Annotated in this window: 14 protein-coding genes and 1 pseudogene; 6 read left to right on the forward strand and 9 right to left on the reverse strand. The window is 71.0% G+C overall.

Translation table 11 applies throughout. From position 1 onward, the window contains the following. Window positions 1-24 precede the first annotated feature (24 nt). From CHC08_RS24195 to menB, 7 genes and pseudogenes are all read right to left on the reverse strand, one after another. Window positions 25-2883: an ATP-binding protein gene (locus tag CHC08_RS24195; RefSeq protein ID WP_089209655.1), complete on the reverse strand. Its 2859-nt coding sequence runs from the start codon at window positions 2881-2883 to the stop codon at window positions 25-27. A gap of 422 nt (window positions 2884-3305) precedes the next feature. After that, the gene (locus CHC08_RS50785; protein WP_218825443.1) at window positions 3306-3515 is read right to left on the reverse strand and encodes a lipase family protein; all 210 of its coding nucleotides are present in this window, start codon (window positions 3513-3515) and stop codon (window positions 3306-3308) included. Between the two features lie 165 nt (window positions 3516-3680). Next, window positions 3681-4127 (reverse strand): response regulator transcription factor, encoded by a 447-nt coding sequence (locus CHC08_RS51655; RefSeq protein ID WP_143653332.1) that lies wholly within the window; start codon window positions 4125-4127, stop codon window positions 3681-3683. Between the two features lie 315 nt (window positions 4128-4442). Beyond that, window positions 4443-5462: an RNA-guided endonuclease InsQ/TnpB family protein gene (locus CHC08_RS50790; protein ID WP_245878527.1), complete on the reverse strand. Its 1020-nt coding sequence runs from the start codon at window positions 5460-5462 to the stop codon at window positions 4443-4445. 257 nt (window positions 5463-5719) lie between these two features. Beyond that, window positions 5720-5905: pseudogene (locus CHC08_RS52960) on the reverse strand (hypothetical protein); the annotation flags it as partial. A 15-nt stretch (window positions 5906-5920) separates the two neighbouring features. Next, window positions 5921-7576 carry a 2-succinyl-5-enolpyruvyl-6-hydroxy-3-cyclohexene-1-carboxylic-acid synthase gene (gene menD / locus CHC08_RS24215; RefSeq protein WP_089209657.1) on the reverse strand — a complete coding sequence of 552 codons (1656 nt, stop codon included), beginning with the start codon at window positions 7574-7576 and terminating at the stop codon, window positions 5921-5923. Window positions 7577-7700: 124 nt separating this feature from the next. After that, window positions 7701-8606 (reverse strand): 1,4-dihydroxy-2-naphthoyl-CoA synthase, encoded by a 906-nt coding sequence (menB, locus tag CHC08_RS24220; RefSeq protein ID WP_089209658.1) that lies wholly within the window; start codon window positions 8604-8606, stop codon window positions 7701-7703. Window positions 8607-8708: 102 nt separating this feature from the next. On the opposite strand from menB, the gene CHC08_RS24225 reads away from it, so the two are divergent. The 3 genes from CHC08_RS24225 (at window position 8709) to CHC08_RS24235 (ending at window position 11783) form a co-directional block, all read left to right on the forward strand. Next, the gene (locus CHC08_RS24225) at window positions 8709-9851 is read left to right on the forward strand and encodes an AMP-binding protein (RefSeq protein WP_245878524.1); all 1143 of its coding nucleotides are present in this window, start codon (window positions 8709-8711) and stop codon (window positions 9849-9851) included. A gap of 50 nt (window positions 9852-9901) precedes the next feature. Continuing rightward, window positions 9902-10255: a hypothetical protein gene (locus CHC08_RS24230; RefSeq protein ID WP_089209660.1), complete on the forward strand. Its 354-nt coding sequence runs from the start codon at window positions 9902-9904 to the stop codon at window positions 10253-10255. A gap of 187 nt (window positions 10256-10442) precedes the next feature. Continuing rightward, entirely contained in the window at window positions 10443-11783 is a 1341-nt protein-coding gene (locus tag CHC08_RS24235) for an RNA polymerase sigma factor (protein ID WP_089209661.1), read from the forward strand. A gap of 80 nt (window positions 11784-11863) precedes the next feature. Here the strand turns inward: CHC08_RS24235 and CHC08_RS24240 are convergent, their stop codons facing one another. After that, the gene (locus tag CHC08_RS24240) at window positions 11864-12307 is read right to left on the reverse strand and encodes a hypothetical protein (protein WP_089209662.1); all 444 of its coding nucleotides are present in this window, start codon (window positions 12305-12307) and stop codon (window positions 11864-11866) included. 150 nt (window positions 12308-12457) lie between these two features. Here CHC08_RS24240 and CHC08_RS24245 point away from each other — a divergent pair, with 150 nt between their 5' ends. Together CHC08_RS24245 and CHC08_RS24250 are read left to right on the forward strand one after the other, a co-directional pair. Further along, window positions 12458-13045 (forward strand): TetR/AcrR family transcriptional regulator C-terminal domain-containing protein, encoded by a 588-nt coding sequence (locus tag CHC08_RS24245; protein ID WP_089209663.1) that lies wholly within the window; start codon window positions 12458-12460, stop codon window positions 13043-13045. A gap of 359 nt (window positions 13046-13404) precedes the next feature. Further along, the gene (locus tag CHC08_RS24250) at window positions 13405-13596 is read left to right on the forward strand and encodes a DUF5999 family protein (protein WP_089209664.1); all 192 of its coding nucleotides are present in this window, start codon (window positions 13405-13407) and stop codon (window positions 13594-13596) included. A 28-nt stretch (window positions 13597-13624) separates the two neighbouring features. Here CHC08_RS24250 and CHC08_RS24255 read toward each other — a convergent pair whose 3' ends face one another. Then, window positions 13625-14233: an alpha/beta hydrolase family protein gene (locus tag CHC08_RS24255; protein ID WP_089209665.1), complete on the reverse strand. Its 609-nt coding sequence runs from the start codon at window positions 14231-14233 to the stop codon at window positions 13625-13627. A 163-nt stretch (window positions 14234-14396) separates the two neighbouring features. Between CHC08_RS24255 and CHC08_RS24260 the strand changes: the two genes are divergently transcribed. Then, window positions 14397-14732, forward strand: coding sequence for a hypothetical protein (locus CHC08_RS24260; protein ID WP_089209666.1), 336 nt, complete (start codon window positions 14397-14399; stop codon window positions 14730-14732). Window positions 14733-14891 lie beyond the last annotated feature (159 nt).

Here is a 14891-nt window from a genome sequence, read left to right on the forward strand (position 1 = left end):
CCGCGGCGAATCCCGGTGGCGAGGTCAGGGGGAGGTGCGAAGGGCGGCGCCCAGCTCCGATCGCGAGGTGACCCCCAGCTTCGGGAAGATCCGGTAGAGGTGAGAGCTGACGGTCCGGTGCGAGAGGTACAGCTTCTGGCCGATCTCCCTGTTGGTCAGGCCCTCGGCGGCCATCTGGACGATCTGGAGCTCCTGCGGCGTGAGCTTGTCCCGTGCCTCGCTGTTCCGGCTGCGGCTCGTCTCCCCGGAGGCCCGCAGCTCCTGGCGCGCCCGCTCGCTCCAGGGAATGACGCCGAGGGCGTCGAACGTCTCGCGGGCGGCGCGCAGGGGCACTCGTGATTCGGCCGTACGCCGCTGCCGCCGGAGCCACTCTCCGTAGGCGAGCTGGACACGCGCGCGCACGAAGGACCACCGCTCCGTGTCCGCCCGAAGGGCCGCTTCGAAGAAGGGCTCCGCCTCGGCGTCGTCGGCCAGCACCGCCCGGGCGTAGCGCAGGCCGGCGTGCAGCGACGGCGACGGCGTTGTGAGAGCCAACGCCTCCATCTCCTCCACGATGCCCGCGATCGCGGCGCCCTGCCCGCTGTGCACGGCGGCGTCGGCGAGGTCCCCGACGGCACAGCAGTGCAGCGAGACGTCGCAGGCCGGGTCGGCGGGGTCGTACATCCGCCGCAGTTGCTCGTACGCTTCGCCGTAGCGTCCGCCGCCGAGGGCGGCGAGGCCGCGCGCATGCCGTACGGTGGCCAGCACCGGGCGTATGCCGACGGGCAGAATCTCCTGCTCGGCCTCCGCCGCGAGCACCTCGGCCCCGTCCAGGTCGCCGCGGAGCGCGGCGAGCATGGCCCCGAGGGCCTGTGAGATGGCGTGCAGATGCGGCTGGGCCGTCTCCCGCACCAGCCGGACGGCCTCCTCGACGGCGGGGATGGCCACGCTCAGGTCGGCGAGATGGACCGCGTTCCGCGCCTGCACCACGAGCGCCCGCGCCAGGATCCCGAGCCGGCCCTGCTCACGCAGGCCGACGAGCGAGGCGGCGCACAACTCCTCCGCGAGATCGAACGCCCCCACCCTGACCGCCGCGCTGCCCAGCAGGCGAGCCGTCTGCGCGTCACCCGGCGGGCTCGCGACCAGGCGGCGGAGGCGTTCGATCACGACCGCGCCCCGCTCGATCGGGGCGGCGTACGCCAGGATCGCCAGGAGCCCCGCGTCCAGCTCGTCGATCGGCAGGCTCTCGGCCACGGTGACGACGCGCTCCCGGGCTCGGGGATCGATCTGAGTCCAGGCGCACTGCAGGGCCGCGCTCCACAGGAGCTTCAGCGCGAAATCGATGTCCCCGTCCACCGCCACGCCCTCGGCGAACTCGGCCAGCGAAAGCGCCTGCGCGCTGTCGTCGCGGATGCCGTCGGTGAAGCTTCCCCGGATCCACAGCATCCGCGCCCGCTGCCGTGGTGACGGTTCAAGGGGTTCGGCGTCGCGCAGGAGTCGGATGACCACGTCCTGCCGTCCCAGCTCGACCGCGTACTCGGCGGCCCGCAGCAGCCGCCGGACCCGGTGGGCGGGATCGTCGCTGAGCCGGGCGGCACCCTCCAGCGCCGCGGCGGCCGTCATGATCGCGCCCTGGCGGTGCGCCCGCGCCGCCGCCTCCTCCAGCTCCGACGCGATGGCCTCGTCGGGCCCGGCGCTGGAGGCCGCCCGATGCCAGACACCCCGCTCCGGCCGGTCGCCGAGCACATCGGCCAGCGCGGCATGGGCCATGTGACGCTGCGACAGGCTCGAACTCTGACGGATCGCCGAGCGCATCAGCGGATGCCGGAACGCCACCCCCGCCTCGTCCGCGTCGACCAGCCCCACGGCGATCGCCGGCATCAGATCGTCCGCGGTGACGGCCCCTCCGACGACCGTCGACGTGGCGTTCAACGTCTCGCTCAGCGAGGCGCCGTCGTTGAGCGCGGCGACCAGCAACAGCGCGCGAGTGACCGAGGGCAATCCCGACACCCGGGCGGTGAACGCCCGCTCCAGACGGGTCGTCAGCGGAAGCCATGCCAGCAGGGCGCCCTCGCCGGCCTGCCGGTCCGAGGCCAGCGGCAACTCCACCAGGGCCAGGGGGTTGCCCGCCGACTCCTTCAGCAACCGGCGGCGCACCGCCGGCGTCAGGTCCGGGCTACGGGCGTCCAGCAACGCCGCCGCGGCCTCGTCGTCGAGCCGTTTGAGCTGCAGCTCCCGCAGCCCCGCCCCGTCGAAGGAGCTGTAGAAACCGTCCCGGATCGCGGCCAGCATCACCACCGGCTCCGCGTCCAGCCGCCGTGCGACGAACGCCAGCACATCGGCGCTGGGGCGATCCAGCCAGTGCGCGTCCTCGATGAGAAGCAGCACCGGCGAGCCGGTGGCCGCCTCCCCCAGAACATTCAGCACCGCCAGGGCGACCAGGAACAGATCCGGCACCGCCGCGTCCGTCGTCCCGAACGCCGCCCCCAGCGCGTCACGCTGCGGACCGGGCAACGCATCGATCTCCGCACGGATCGGCAGCAACAGCTGATGCAGACCGGCGAAGGGCATGTGCGTCTCCGACTCCACTCCGGCCGCCTTCAGGATCCGCATACCGTGAGCGGCCGCCACCCCCGCGCACTCCCTCAGCAGTGCGGACTTGCCGATCCCGGCCTCCCCCCGCACCACCATCGCCGACCCGTCCCCGCCCAGGCGCCCCACGAAATCACCCAGCAGCCGCGTCTCGGACTCCCGCCCGTACAGCGAGGACACCGGCTGACCCGCCGACCCGCGAACGGCCCCCGGACCCGGCTCACCCGCGGCCGGACGCGACCGCGCACCTCCACGAGCGCCGGGAGATCGCCCGGTGCTCAGGACGGTGGTGCCGGGCGGATACGAACCCATCGCGAGCTCCTCAGGTCATTCATGGGCGGATCGGGGACAACGGGCCGTTCGGCGAGAGGCGGGAAGAGGCCGGGAGACACTGCGAGAAGGTTCAGAACTCCTGCGCCCTCAACCAGGACAGGGCGATATATCGCGACCATCCTCCAGCCGCCGTCGATGGTCAAGGAGTGGGCCCGGTCGGGGAGGTTCTTGATGTCGGTGACCGCGTGCGGGTGGCGGTACCGCCTCAGGGTGGCCCGGACCGTCAGCTCGGACACGGCGTGGTCGCGGCCGCCCGTGATCAGCAGCAACGGGCCGCGCATCGCGGGGACGGCGGCGGCCCCGGCGGGCGGCTGCGGGTCGAAGCCGGCGGCGCCGGCCTCGCACAGAACCTTGCCCGGCGCCGGGATCGCCCATAGGTCGGGTGCTGGAATCCCCGGTTTTCAAACCGGGGAGGACGTCAAGTCCTCGATGCCGTGGTCGGCGATGCTCTCGGGGTTGGCCTGGGATTCCTCGACCGTGTCGGGGTCACCGGGCCAGCCCGGTGCCAGCGGCGCATGACCCGCCTCCCCGAAGAGCTTCACCCAGGGCTCCCAGGAGGCGGCGTGCAGCCACAGCCCATGGATGAAGATGACGGGGATGGGGGTCGTCATGGTCGCCTCTCGAGTCGGGCCGGAGCGCCTCCCGCGCACGTCCGGTCATACTCCAGGACACCACAGCCGGGTGCCCGCTCGCCCCGGGGAAAGTCCCCAGTCCCGGATCACTCCCGCTGGGATGACCGGACCCGGATCACTCCCGCTGGGGTAACCGAATCCGGTTCACTCCCGCGCCAGCCCGTGCCGGAAGGCGTAGGTCACCGCCTGGGCGCGGTCCCGCAGGCCCGCCTTGGCGAACAGGTTGTTGACGTGGGTCTTGACCGTCGCCTCGGAGATGAACAGCTCACCGGCGATCTCCCCGTTCGACCGGCCCGCCGCGATCAACCGCAGCACCTCGCCCTCACGGGGCGTGAGCCCGTCGGGCAGGCCGGGCACGTGGCGGACCCTGGTCACCACCTCGGCCAGCCGCCGCTGGATCCCGGGGTCGAACTGGGCCTGACCCCCGACCACGGTGGCGATGGCGCAGGCCAGGGACTCGGCGTCGGTGTCCTTCGTCAGGTAACCCCGCGCCCCCGCGCCCAGCGCGGCGAACACCGACTCGTCGGAGTAGGTCGTCAGGACCACCACCTGAACGTCCGGGTGAGCCGCCCATCCGGCGGGTGGCCTCACCGTCTCCAGGGCACTCCTGCGGCCGGACACCGTACGAGCCCCGAAGCCACACACCCCCACCGTTGCCGCGAAAGACGCCGACCCTGCGGAGACGCCCGCGCGAGGTGCCCCTCCCCTGTCGTACGGGCACCCATCGCCATACGGGCACCCGCAGCAACACGCTGCACCCCCCAGCGCCCAACCCCGCAACCTCCCTGGCCAACCGAGTCCGCTCGGCGGATACGGCCTCTCGCGCCCTCGCATCGGCGATCTCCGCGCTCTGCCGCCGAACCTCTTCAAGCCGTCAGGTCAGGAAAGCGGGAAATGCCAAATAGATCAGGTCCGCAACGTTTCCCCACAGAGCTCCCCCTCCATGACAGTCAGGAGGGAGATGACCACGAAGCCGACTCCGACCTTGAAGAGCTCTACCTGGAGTTGACATCCTCCCCTGCCTGAAGAGCAGAGGATTCCAACGGCGACTACCCCACAAGGAGGAGGTCGCGTTGAGGTTCGCGGTTCACCGGCCCGCCCAACGGCAAGCCTCCCCGCGCAGCCACCGCGAAGCCCTGCGGCGGTATCTCGATGGTTCTTCGCCGCGTTAATGTCGGCGTTGTCCTGATGCTGGCAGGCCACGCACAGGAAAAGAGCTTGGCTCTCGCGACTCTCCCTGGCGATGTGCCCACAGGCGTTACAGGTCTGCGACGTATACCGCGGATCGATCATCTGCACCCGACCCGGAGCCTTGTGCCCCGTCCGGATCACCAACTGGCCCCAGCCGTTGGCGAGAATGCCCTGATTCAACCCCGCCTTCTGCCGCACATTCGTGCCCGGCGCCTCCAGGGTGCCTTTCGCCGACCGGGTCATGTTCGAGATCTTCAGATCCTCGACCGCGATCACATCGAAGCGGCGGGCCAGATCGGTACTGGTCTTCTCCACCCAGTCCTTACGCCGATCACCCTCCCGCGCCTTCAACTTCGCGATCGCGGTTTTGGCTTTGCTGCGCCGTTTGGATCCGCGCTTGGCCCGGGCCAGGCGGCGCTGCAACCGCAGCAACCGCTTCTTCTCCGTCTCCCACAGGGGCGGCACATTCAACAGCTCACCGGTGGACAGCGCGGCCGACGCGGTAACGCCCCGGTCCACGCCGACGGCCGCACCCGTGCCCGGTCCGGAGATCGGGGCAGGGATGACAGCGAACGCCACATGCCAACGCCCCGCCACATCCCGACTCACCCGAAAGGATTTGGCCTGCTCCACCGGGCGCGACCAGCGAAACCGCACCCACCCCACCTTGGGGATCCGCACCTCACCCACCTTGCGCGACAGACGGCGCACATCGCCCGGTTTGACCGCGACGATCCGGAAACCCTCGCTTCGGCCGCGCCGACGCCAGGTCGGCCGTTTATGGGTTTTGCCAAAAAGTTCGCCATCGCCTGGTGGAAGTCCTTCAGCGCCTGCTGCTGGACGATGATCGATCCCGCGGCCAGCCACTCGCAGGCGGCGCGCGCCTCGGTGAGCTGACGGCACTGCTCGGCGAACCCCGGGGCCGTTGCGCGTCCGCGCTGCCAGTGGGCGTGTTGTTCCACAGCAAGGTTCCACACATATCGGGCATGTCCGCAGTGCTCCAGCAGCGCCGCCTCTTGAGCGGGCGACGGCTGCAGCCGGTAGCGCGACACACCGAGCAACCTACCGATCCCCACCGACAAAAACCGGAAGACCACCAGGTCCGCCCGCTCCGCGGTTCCTCCCGTCCTGAAGGACGGGGCTCCACGCTGTACGCAGTCAGTGACCTGGGGTGACACGGAGGCCGCCCCAGGTCACATGAGGTCGCGGATCGCGCCGTGGGCCGCGTCGCGCATCATGGCGTGCAGATCCGCGTTGGACTCCCGGTCGGTGCGCACCTCGACGATCCGCAGCCCGTCCCCGCGCAGCGCCTTGGACAGCTGACCGGGCTCGTTCACGAAGGTGTACGGCGTGCCGGTGGAGGCGGCCACGTAGCCCAGGTCCACCCCGTGCGCGGTGCCGAAGATCCGCTCGAACGGATCACGCAGCGCGGCCTGGGGCAGCAGCGAGAAGATCCCGCCACCGTCGTTGTTGACCACGACCAGGCACAGGTCGGGCCGGGGCTCGCGGGGCCCGAGGATCAGCCCGTTCTGGTCGTGCAGGAAGGTCAGGTCACCCATCAGGGCGTAGGCGGGGCCGTTGTGGGACAGCGCCGCGCCCATGGCGGTGGACACCACGCCGTCGATCCCGGCGGCGCCCCGGTTGGCCAGGATCCGCAGGCCCCTGCGGGGACGCATCGCCTGGTCCAGGTCGCGGATCGGCATGGAGGACCCGGAGAACAGCAGCGATCCGTTGGGCAGCGCGTCCACCAGGTCACGGGCCAGGCGCGGCTCGCTGAGCCCGGTCCCGTCCATCACCTCGTCGATCGCGCCCCTGGCCGCCGTGTCGGCGCGACGCCAGGAGTGCAGCCACTCGTCGTCCCCCGCGGGGATGGGGATCTCCACCTCCTGGGCCACCTGGGTGGCCGAACGGGTCGGATCGGGCCAGCGGGTCATGTCGCGGGCGACCACGACGTGCTCGTCGGCGTGCTTGAGCCAGTTCAGCAGCGGCCGGGACAGGCTGGGGCGGCCCAGGGTGACCACCACCTCCGGCCGGTGCCTGTCGGCGAACTCGGGGGTGCCGAGGAGGAAGTGGTAGGCGGACATGGCGTGGTCGCCGTAGCGGGCGCCGCCGTTGGGCTCCGACAGGACCGGCCATCCGGCCATGCCCGCCGCCGCCACGTATCTGCGCACGTTGGACGCGCCGTCACCGACGACCAGCACACCCCGCCGGGTCGGCTGCAGGTGAAGCGCCACGGGAGGCGAGGCCACCCTGGCCCGGACCCACGGCCCTGCCGCGTCTCCCTCCAGCGACTCGCACCAGGAGGTGTCGCCGTCCGGGATCAGCGGCTCGCGGAAGGGCACGTTCAGGTGGACCGGCCCCGGGTCGTAGGGGCCCAGCGAGCGCTGGTAGGCGCGGCAGGCCAGGGAACGCCAGTAGGCGACCTGACCCGGGCGGTCCTCGGGCACGCCGACCTCGCTGAACCAGCGGACGGCCGCGCCGTACAGCTTGATCTGGTCGATGGTCTGGCTGGCACCGGTGTCGCGCAGTTCGGGGGGCCGGTCGGCGGTGAGCACCAGCAGCGGCACCCCCGACTCGTGCGCCTCGATGACCGCCGGGTGGAAGTTGGCCGCCGCGGTGCCCGAGGTGCAGATCAGGGCGACCGGACGCTCACTGCGCCGGGCCAGGCCCAGCGCCAGGAACGAGGCGGAGCGCTCGTCCACGCGCACGTGCAGCCGGATACGGCTGTCGGCGTGCACGGCCAGGGCCAGGGGGGTCGAGCGCGAGCCTGGTGCGAGCACCACGTCCGTGAGTCCACAGCGCGCAAGCTCGTCGACCAGTACCGTCGCGAGCGCGGTCGCGGGGTTCACCGCAGCGCCTCCTTGAGCATTCGCATACGCACCGGCGGGCCCGCCTTGCGGCGGGCCGACGCCGTCTCGTCCACCACTGGACGACGCACCCCAGGACCGTACCCCGCGCGGATCGCCTCTGCCATTACGGGCGGCGCGGGAACTGGCCGAAGTCGGGAGCGCGCTTCTCCTTGAACGCGTTGCGGCCCTCCTGCGCCTCCTCGCTCATGTAGTAGAGCAGGGTGGCGTCTCCGGCGAACTGCTGCATCCCCGCGGCGCCGTCGGTCACCGCGTTCAGCGCGCCCTTGAGCATGCGCAGGGCCAGTGGCGACTTGTCCAGCATCTCCCTGGCCCAGCTGACCGTCTCCTCCTCCAGTCGGGCGAGGGGGACGACGGCGTTGACCAGACCCCAGTTGAGGGCCGTCTGCGCGTCGTACTGGCGGCAGAGGTACCAGATCTCGCGGGCCCGCTTCAGGCCGACGGTCTCGGCCAGCAGCCAGGAGCCGTAGCCGCCGTCGAAGGAGCCGACCTTCGGGCCGGTCTGCCCGAAGACCGCGTTGTCGGCGGCGATGGACAGGTCGCAGCAGACGTGCAGCACGTGGCCGCCGCCGATGGCGTAACCCGCGATCATCGCGATGACCGGCTTGGGACAGCGGCGGATCTGCACCTGCAGGTCCAGCACGTTGAGCCGGCCCACGTGCGGGGTCGACTTGTCGACGTAGCCGTCGTCTCCGCGGATCTTCTGGTCGCCGCCCGAGCAGAAGGCCCTGTCGCCCGCGCCGGTGAAAATGATCACACCGACCTCGGGGTCCTCCTGCGCGAGGTTGAAGGCGTCCTTGAGCTCGAAGAGCGTCGTCGGGCGGAAGGCGTTGTGCCGTTCGGGGCGGTTGATCGTGATCTTCGCGATGCCCTCGCCGGTCTCGTAGATGATGTCTTCGTACTGCCCCGCCGCCTTCCAGTCGACCTTGCCTCCGGTCGCGCTCGCCGGCTCGGGAGTCGCCTCGCTCGCTGCTCGCTCATCCGTGCCCGGCTCGACTGGCTCCGTGCTCACGATCGCCTCGCCCTCTCCGCTGTGCCGGGGCCGCTCCCCGGCATTGTCGGCACTAACCTTACGACTGTGATGACCATTCCTATGCACGGGGAGTGGCCTTCCGTGGACCGAGAGCTGCATGCCATCGTGTCTCCGGCCGGGCCCGAGCTGTTCCGGGCCGTCGGCGCGGCGCTCGACGGCAGCGGCCCCGCCGTCCTGCCCCTCCCCTCCGACCTGCCCGTCTCCGCGCTGCGGGCGACGCTCGACGCGCTGCGTCCCACCCACGTCGACGGCGTACGGCACCCCGGCGGCACGGGGGTCTCCCCCGAGGTGGCCGTGGTCATCGCCACCAGCGGATCGACCGGCGTCCCCAAGGGCGTGCAGCTCTCCGCCGATGCCCTGAGGGCCTCCGCGGCGGCCTCCCTGCGCCGCCTGGACGCCCGCCCGGGCGAGCGGTGGCTGTGCTGCCTGCCCCCCTCGCACGTCTCCGGCCTTCAGGTGCTCGTCCGATCGCTGCTGGGCGAGACCGAGCCGATCGTGCACGACGGATTCTCCCCCGAGGCGGTGCTCGCCAGCGGCGCCGATCACGTCTCGCTGGTGCCGACCCAGCTCCGCCGCCTGCTCCATGCGGATCTGTCGGTCTTCAGGACGATCCTGCTCGGCGGCGCCGCCGCTCCGGCGGAGCTGCTCGCGGCGGCCGGGGCGGCCGGCGCCCGGGTCGTCACCACGTACGGCATGAGCGAGACCTGCGGCGGGTGCGTCTACGACGGCGCCCCTCTGGACGGGGTGGATCTCGCCGTCGGCGCCGACGGCCGGATCCGCATTTCCGGCCCCGTGCTGTTCCACGGTTACCGGCTCCGCCCCGACCTCACCCGGGCCGCCCGCGACGGCGGCTGGTTCCTCACCTCCGACCTCGGCGCCCTGGACGGCGGACGGCTGCGCGTGCTGGGGCGGGCCGACGACGTCATCAACACCGGCGGCGAGAAGGTCGTCGCCGCGACCGTGGCGGCCGTCGTGGCCGAGCATCCCGCGATCGTCGACGTCGCCGTGGTCGGCCGCCCCGATCCCGAGTGGGGCGAGCGGGTGGTGGCCGTCGTGGTCTCCCCCACGCCCCCGTCCCTGGCCGAGCTCCGCGCCTTCGCCAAGGAACGGCTACCCGCCTACGCGGCCCCCGCCGAACTGGTCGTCCTGCCCGAAATACCGCTTTTGCCCAATGGCAAGCCAGACCTCGCGGCCCTCCGTTATGGTCTTCAACGGGAACCATGAAGGTGCTCCCACACGTCCAAGAGACAGCCGGAGCAGGAAGGACGAGCCCGATGAACGTAACCCGCAAGACGTGGATCTCCGCTGGGATCGTCGGCGCGGTCCTCATCGGCGGCATGTCCGTCGCGGCGGCCGCCGCGGACGGCGGGATCGAGAAGATCGAGGGCGAGACCCGGAAGATCGAGAAGATCGACGAGCCCGCGCCCATCCCTCCGCGGCAGCCGGGCACACCGTCGGCCCAGGAACCGTCCCCCTCACAGGAGACCGCTCCCCCGAAGGACGACAACGTGGTGTCCCGGGAGATCAATCCGGACCCGGGGCAGACAGGGCACTACTGGACCGACGCCCGCCTGGAGGGCGCGCAGCCCATGCCCATGCCGGAAGGCCCGGTGAACGCGACCGAATAGGCCCCGCCACACGCCCCTGACCGGGGCGGATTGCAAAGGCGAGGACCTGCCCGGCATATTTTCCGGGTAAAGCCGGGAACAGAAAGTTCTTGGTCGGGGTTATTGGTACTGGTGCGTTGAGGGACCCCCAGACCACCCCACCCAACAAACTGTACGTAGACGACTCCGTGATGGAGGAGGTGTCCTCATGCCCCAAACCGCCGTGGCGACCTCATCTGAGGCCCCGACGACCCTTGAACAGTTCCTTGACCGAGGGCGAGTCCAGGGCCACCTTTCTCTCGCGGAGCTGCGCCGTGCCTTCGCCGAGGCGGGCATCAGCCCTGCCGAGGGCCGGTCGATCCTGCGAGAGCTCACCGAGGCGGGTGTCAGCCTGGCGGCCGAGAACGAGCCGGCTCTCGCCGCCGCCACGAAGAAGCCCGCGGCCAAGACCACCACCCGCAAGACCGCCGAGCGCAAGACCAAGGCCGCGCCCGCGAAGAAGACGACGACCGCCAAGGTCGAGGCGGCGCCCAAGAACCCCAAGGACGCCGAGACGGAGATCGACGACGAGGAGTGGACCCCCTCCGACGACGTCGAGGTCGAAGTCGAGCCCACCATCGACCTGGACGACCAGTCGTCGGTCATGGGCGACTCGGTGCACACCTACCTGAAGTCGATCGGCCGCCGCACCCTGCTCACCGCCGCCCAGGAGGTCGAGCTCGCCAAGCGCATCGAGGCCGGTCTGTACGCCGAGGCCAAGCTGGAGGCCCAGCCGGGCCTGTCGGCCGCCATGCGCGACGACCTGGAGTGGGTGGCCGAGGACGGCCGCCGCGCCAAGGACCACATGCTGGAGGCCAACCTCCGCCTGGTCGTCTCCGTCGCCAAGAAATACACCGACCGCGGCATGGCCCTGCTCGACGTGGTCCAGGAGGGCAACCTCGGCCTGATCCGCGCGGTGGAGAAGTTCGACTACACCAAGGGCTACAAGTTCTCCACCTACGCCATGTGGTGGATCCGCCAGGCCATCCAGCGGGGTTTCGCCGACTCCGCCCGCACCATCCGCCTGCCCGTCCACGTGCTCGAGATGCTCTCCAAGCTGTCGCGCGTCGAGCGCGACATGCACCAGCGCCTGGGCCGCGAACCCACGGCGGAGGAGCTGGGATTCGAGCTGGACAAGAGCCCCGACCAGATCGAGGAACTGCTCCGCACCAGCCGCCAGCCGATCAGCCTCAACGCCACCATCGGCGAGGACGGCGAGACCACCATCGGCGACCTCATCGAGGACGTCGACTCCCCCGAGGCCTCCGAGGTGGTGGATCGCCAGCTGCTCGGAGAGCAGCTGCGCGGCGTGCTCGGCAACCTCTCTCCCCGGGAGGCCAAGATCATGGCCCTGCGCTTCGGCCTCGTCGACGGCAAGCCCCACACCCTCGACGAGATCGGCAAGCACCTCGGCCTGACCCGCGAGCGCATCCGCCAGCTGGAGAAGGAGTCCCTCTCCAAGCTCCGCCACCCCAGCAACACGCGCCCGCTGCTCGACTGGGCCAGCTGACCGCTACGCAGAACGCCGCCGCGAACTTCAAGTTCGCGGCGGCGTTCTGCGTTGTCGCCGTCACTACGGCGGGGAAGCGGTCACCTCGCGCCGGCGACCCGGAGGGGAGCGGCGGCGGCCTCCGGGCGCTCCGAGGCCGGGACCAGGCGCGGAACCCGGACGATGCCGGTCAGGCGGTTCTGCTCGCGAAGGGTGCGCAGGCGGTTGACCTCGGCGGTCCACTCGGCGCCCTTCGGGGTGGCCCTGCCCTTGCGGCGGCGGATCCGGTCGTCATAGGACTTGATCCCGAACGCCGCCCGCTGGCTGGCCTCGGCGCCTCGCAGCGCCTCGGTCAGCGCCCTGTCAAAGGCCAGACCGGCGGCCCGGAGCTCCTCCGGGGATGCATGGGAGGCCTGCGCCTGGCGCAGAGCGACCTCCGCCGCCCGCGCCTTCTCCAGAAGCTCGGGGAAGCTCTTCCCGACCTCCTGGTCAGCGTGGTGACGAACCTCCGCCTCCCGGCTCACGCGCGGTCGGAAAAACGCCATCTTCTGCCCTCTCTCGCCTGTTCGCCGGACCTTCCCGGCAGGTTACGGCTCGTAGCTTACGCCGTTCCTCCCCGCCCCACGTACTCAGGGATCGAGCTGTCCGGCGCGTCCGCCTTTACACAGTAAGGTAAACGGTGGCAGGATGCCACCATGCCTGCCAAGCGACCACCCATCCCGCTCTCCAGGGAGCGCATCATCGACGCGGCCCTGCACATCGCCGACAGCCAGGGGCTGCGGCGGCTGACGATGCGCCGACTGGGCGACGCGCTCCAGGTGGAGGCGATGGCCATCTACCACCACCTGCCGCGCGGCAAGGACGCCCTCATGGACGCGCTCGCCGAGCACGTCACCGCCGTTCACGTCGAGCCCGGCGGGAGCTGGCAGGAGAGCGCGAAGGCGTGGTGCCGGGCGAGCCGGGCCGCGCTCAGGGAGCATCCGGGGGTGCTGGCGCTGGCTCTGACCAAGCCCCCCAAGGGGCGCACGGCGATCGCCATCAGGGAGCAGACCGACCAGCTGGCCGAGGCGGGGCTCGGCGACGCGCCGGGGGCCGTGCGGGCGCTGCGAGCCTATGTCTTCGGCGCGGTGGCGGTGGAGGTGCAGCAGTCAGGTTGGGCCGAGGCGGCAGATGATCATGATGAGCCATGGCGCCCGCCCTCGAAGGGCGGAGGCAGCCCGGGGGCCGACGCCGACTTCGAACTCGGTCTGGACGCACTCCTGGTGGGGTTGACCAGGCACTGAGTCATGTCGGAGACTTGTAAGCGAGGTTTAAGCGTCTGGCGGCGTGTCACGCTTGGCCCGGTATCATTCCATGAGGCATGCTGTGCGATAGGTCACACCCCCCGAAAAGCTTCCGAGGGACTCACCCGATAGCAGTTCGCAAACAGTCCTAACGGGCTATGTCGCCGGGGTGGGATCAGATCGCACACTTGTTCTTGATGTGCGGGCCTCACCTTGTTCGAGGCACGCATGGCCATATGTCAACCATCAGATGCTCGTCTCCCCGTCATGCGTGGAAACGGGGTCCCATCGGGACGGCACCCACCGGCCACCCGATATCGACTCCGGCGAGCCGACACGAGAGATCCGGAGGCACGCCGATGTGCCCGCACGAGCCGTCCTGTCCGTCCGCCGACGCGCTGGACCGCGAAGCCGCCCGCACGATGGCAGCCCACCCCGAGCAGGGATGGAGCCTGCTCTGCAACGGTGTGGTGTTGTTCGAGGACACCGGCGAGCTCCTGCCCGACGGCGCCGTCATCGAGCCGCACCGGCCCCTGGCCGGCGTCGCCTGATCATCACGCCCCGATCGTCACGCCTTGATCATCGCGCTGAGCCTGGCCGCATCCTCACGTCGAGCCACTCCGCGACGGCCTCGCCGACCCGGGCGGGGGTTTTCTTGAGATCGTGACCCTCCCCCGGCAGCACCACCAGGCGTGCGGCATCCGCCGCCTCGGGCACGCCGAAGGGGTCCCGGTCTCCACTCACCACCAGTACGTCCACGCCCGCCGCGCGCAGCTCCCCGGCGCGGGACCGTTCCGGTCTGCCCGGCGGGTGCAACGGGAACGCCAGCGCGACGACCGCCTCGGCCTCGACCCGCGGAGCCGTACGGCAGGCGACCCTGGCCCCGTTGCTCCGCCCGCCCTGCACCAGCGGCAGCCCCGGATAGCGCCCGCGGAGCTCGGCCACCAGCGCCTCCCAGGCCTCGTCCTGCTTGACCGCAGATCCCGGCGCGCGGGCACCCCGCAGCCGGAACGGCTGGAGCACCCGCGCCACCACGCCGCCGATCCCCACCACGGCGTCCCGTACGGCCAGCAGGTCCGGGGCGTCCACTCCCCCGGCCGAACCGTGGGTGAGCACCAGCAGGAAGCGCGCCGCGCCGGCTTCGTCGATCTCCGCCACGGCCGGGCCGTGCGGGGTCACGATCTCCATGGGCGCCGTGGGGGCCCAGGGCTCGGGTGGAGGCCCCGCGGCCGGGATGGACACGGAGTTCGATCTCGAGGTGGACACAGATCTCGTCCTAACGACTGATGCCGGTGACCCGGCTCGCGTGGAGAATCGGAGAATGCCGGACTACCAAGATATTCGCCAGGACATGCGAGCCACCATCGAGGCCCGCCGGGACCTCGGCCCGGAGTACGAGGCCGCCCTGGTCGAGTCGTTCGTCGAGCGCCTCGACCAGAGCATCGCCCACCGCGTGCGAGCCGAGATGCACGCCACCGGGGCCCAGCCCTACTCCCCTCCCTCCGCCCCTCCCCGCAAGGGCGGCAACGGCTCGATCCCGATCGCACTGGGCTCGATGGCCCTCGGCATCCCGCTGACCGCCATCGCCTCGCAGAGCTCGGGGACTCTGGGACTGCTCCTGGTCTGGGGCGGCATCGTGGCGATCAACCTCGCCCACGCGCTCGGCCGTCTGCGCGGCCGCGACTGAGGACGCGAGTCTTCGCCAGAGGCCGGAGCGTCGCGGTCAGGAGTGCGAGCCCTCACCGGGGCCCAGGCGTCACCTTCGAGGGAGGCGATCCCCTCATCGGGACTCAGGGCGTCCATTCGAGGGATGCGAGCCCCTCATCGGGGCTCGGGCGTCCGTTCG

The organism is Streptosporangium subroseum (assembly GCF_900188345.1).
Classification (GTDB): Bacteria; Actinomycetota; Actinomycetes; order Streptosporangiales; family Streptosporangiaceae; genus Streptosporangium; species Streptosporangium subroseum.

What these genes read in the sequence shown, in the direction of transcription:
- CHC08_RS24245 (WP_089209663.1), top strand. Translation starts at nt 12,458, where the DNA reads ATGCCTGCCAAGCGACCACCCATCCCGCTCTCCAGGGAGCGCATCATC.
- CHC08_RS24230 (WP_089209660.1), top strand. Translation starts at nt 9,902, where the DNA reads ATGAACGTAACCCGCAAGACGTGGATCTCCGCTGGGATCGTCGGCGCG.
- CHC08_RS24255 (WP_089209665.1), bottom strand. Translation starts at nt 14,233, where the DNA reads ATGGAGATCGTGACCCCGCACGGCCCGGCCGTGGCGGAGATCGACGAA.
- CHC08_RS24250 (WP_089209664.1), top strand. Translation starts at nt 13,405, where the DNA reads ATGTGCCCGCACGAGCCGTCCTGTCCGTCCGCCGACGCGCTGGACCGC.
- CHC08_RS24260 (WP_089209666.1), top strand. Translation starts at nt 14,397, where the DNA reads ATGCGAGCCACCATCGAGGCCCGCCGGGACCTCGGCCCGGAGTACGAG.
- CHC08_RS24195 (WP_089209655.1), bottom strand. Translation starts at nt 2,883, where the DNA reads ATGGGTTCGTATCCGCCCGGCACCACCGTCCTGAGCACCGGGCGATCT.
- CHC08_RS50785 (WP_218825443.1), bottom strand. Translation starts at nt 3,515, where the DNA reads ATGACGACCCCCATCCCCGTCATCTTCATCCATGGGCTGTGGCTGCAC.
- CHC08_RS24235 (WP_089209661.1), top strand. Translation starts at nt 10,443, where the DNA reads ATGCCCCAAACCGCCGTGGCGACCTCATCTGAGGCCCCGACGACCCTT.
- CHC08_RS24240 (WP_089209662.1), bottom strand. Translation starts at nt 12,307, where the DNA reads ATGGCGTTTTTCCGACCGCGCGTGAGCCGGGAGGCGGAGGTTCGTCAC.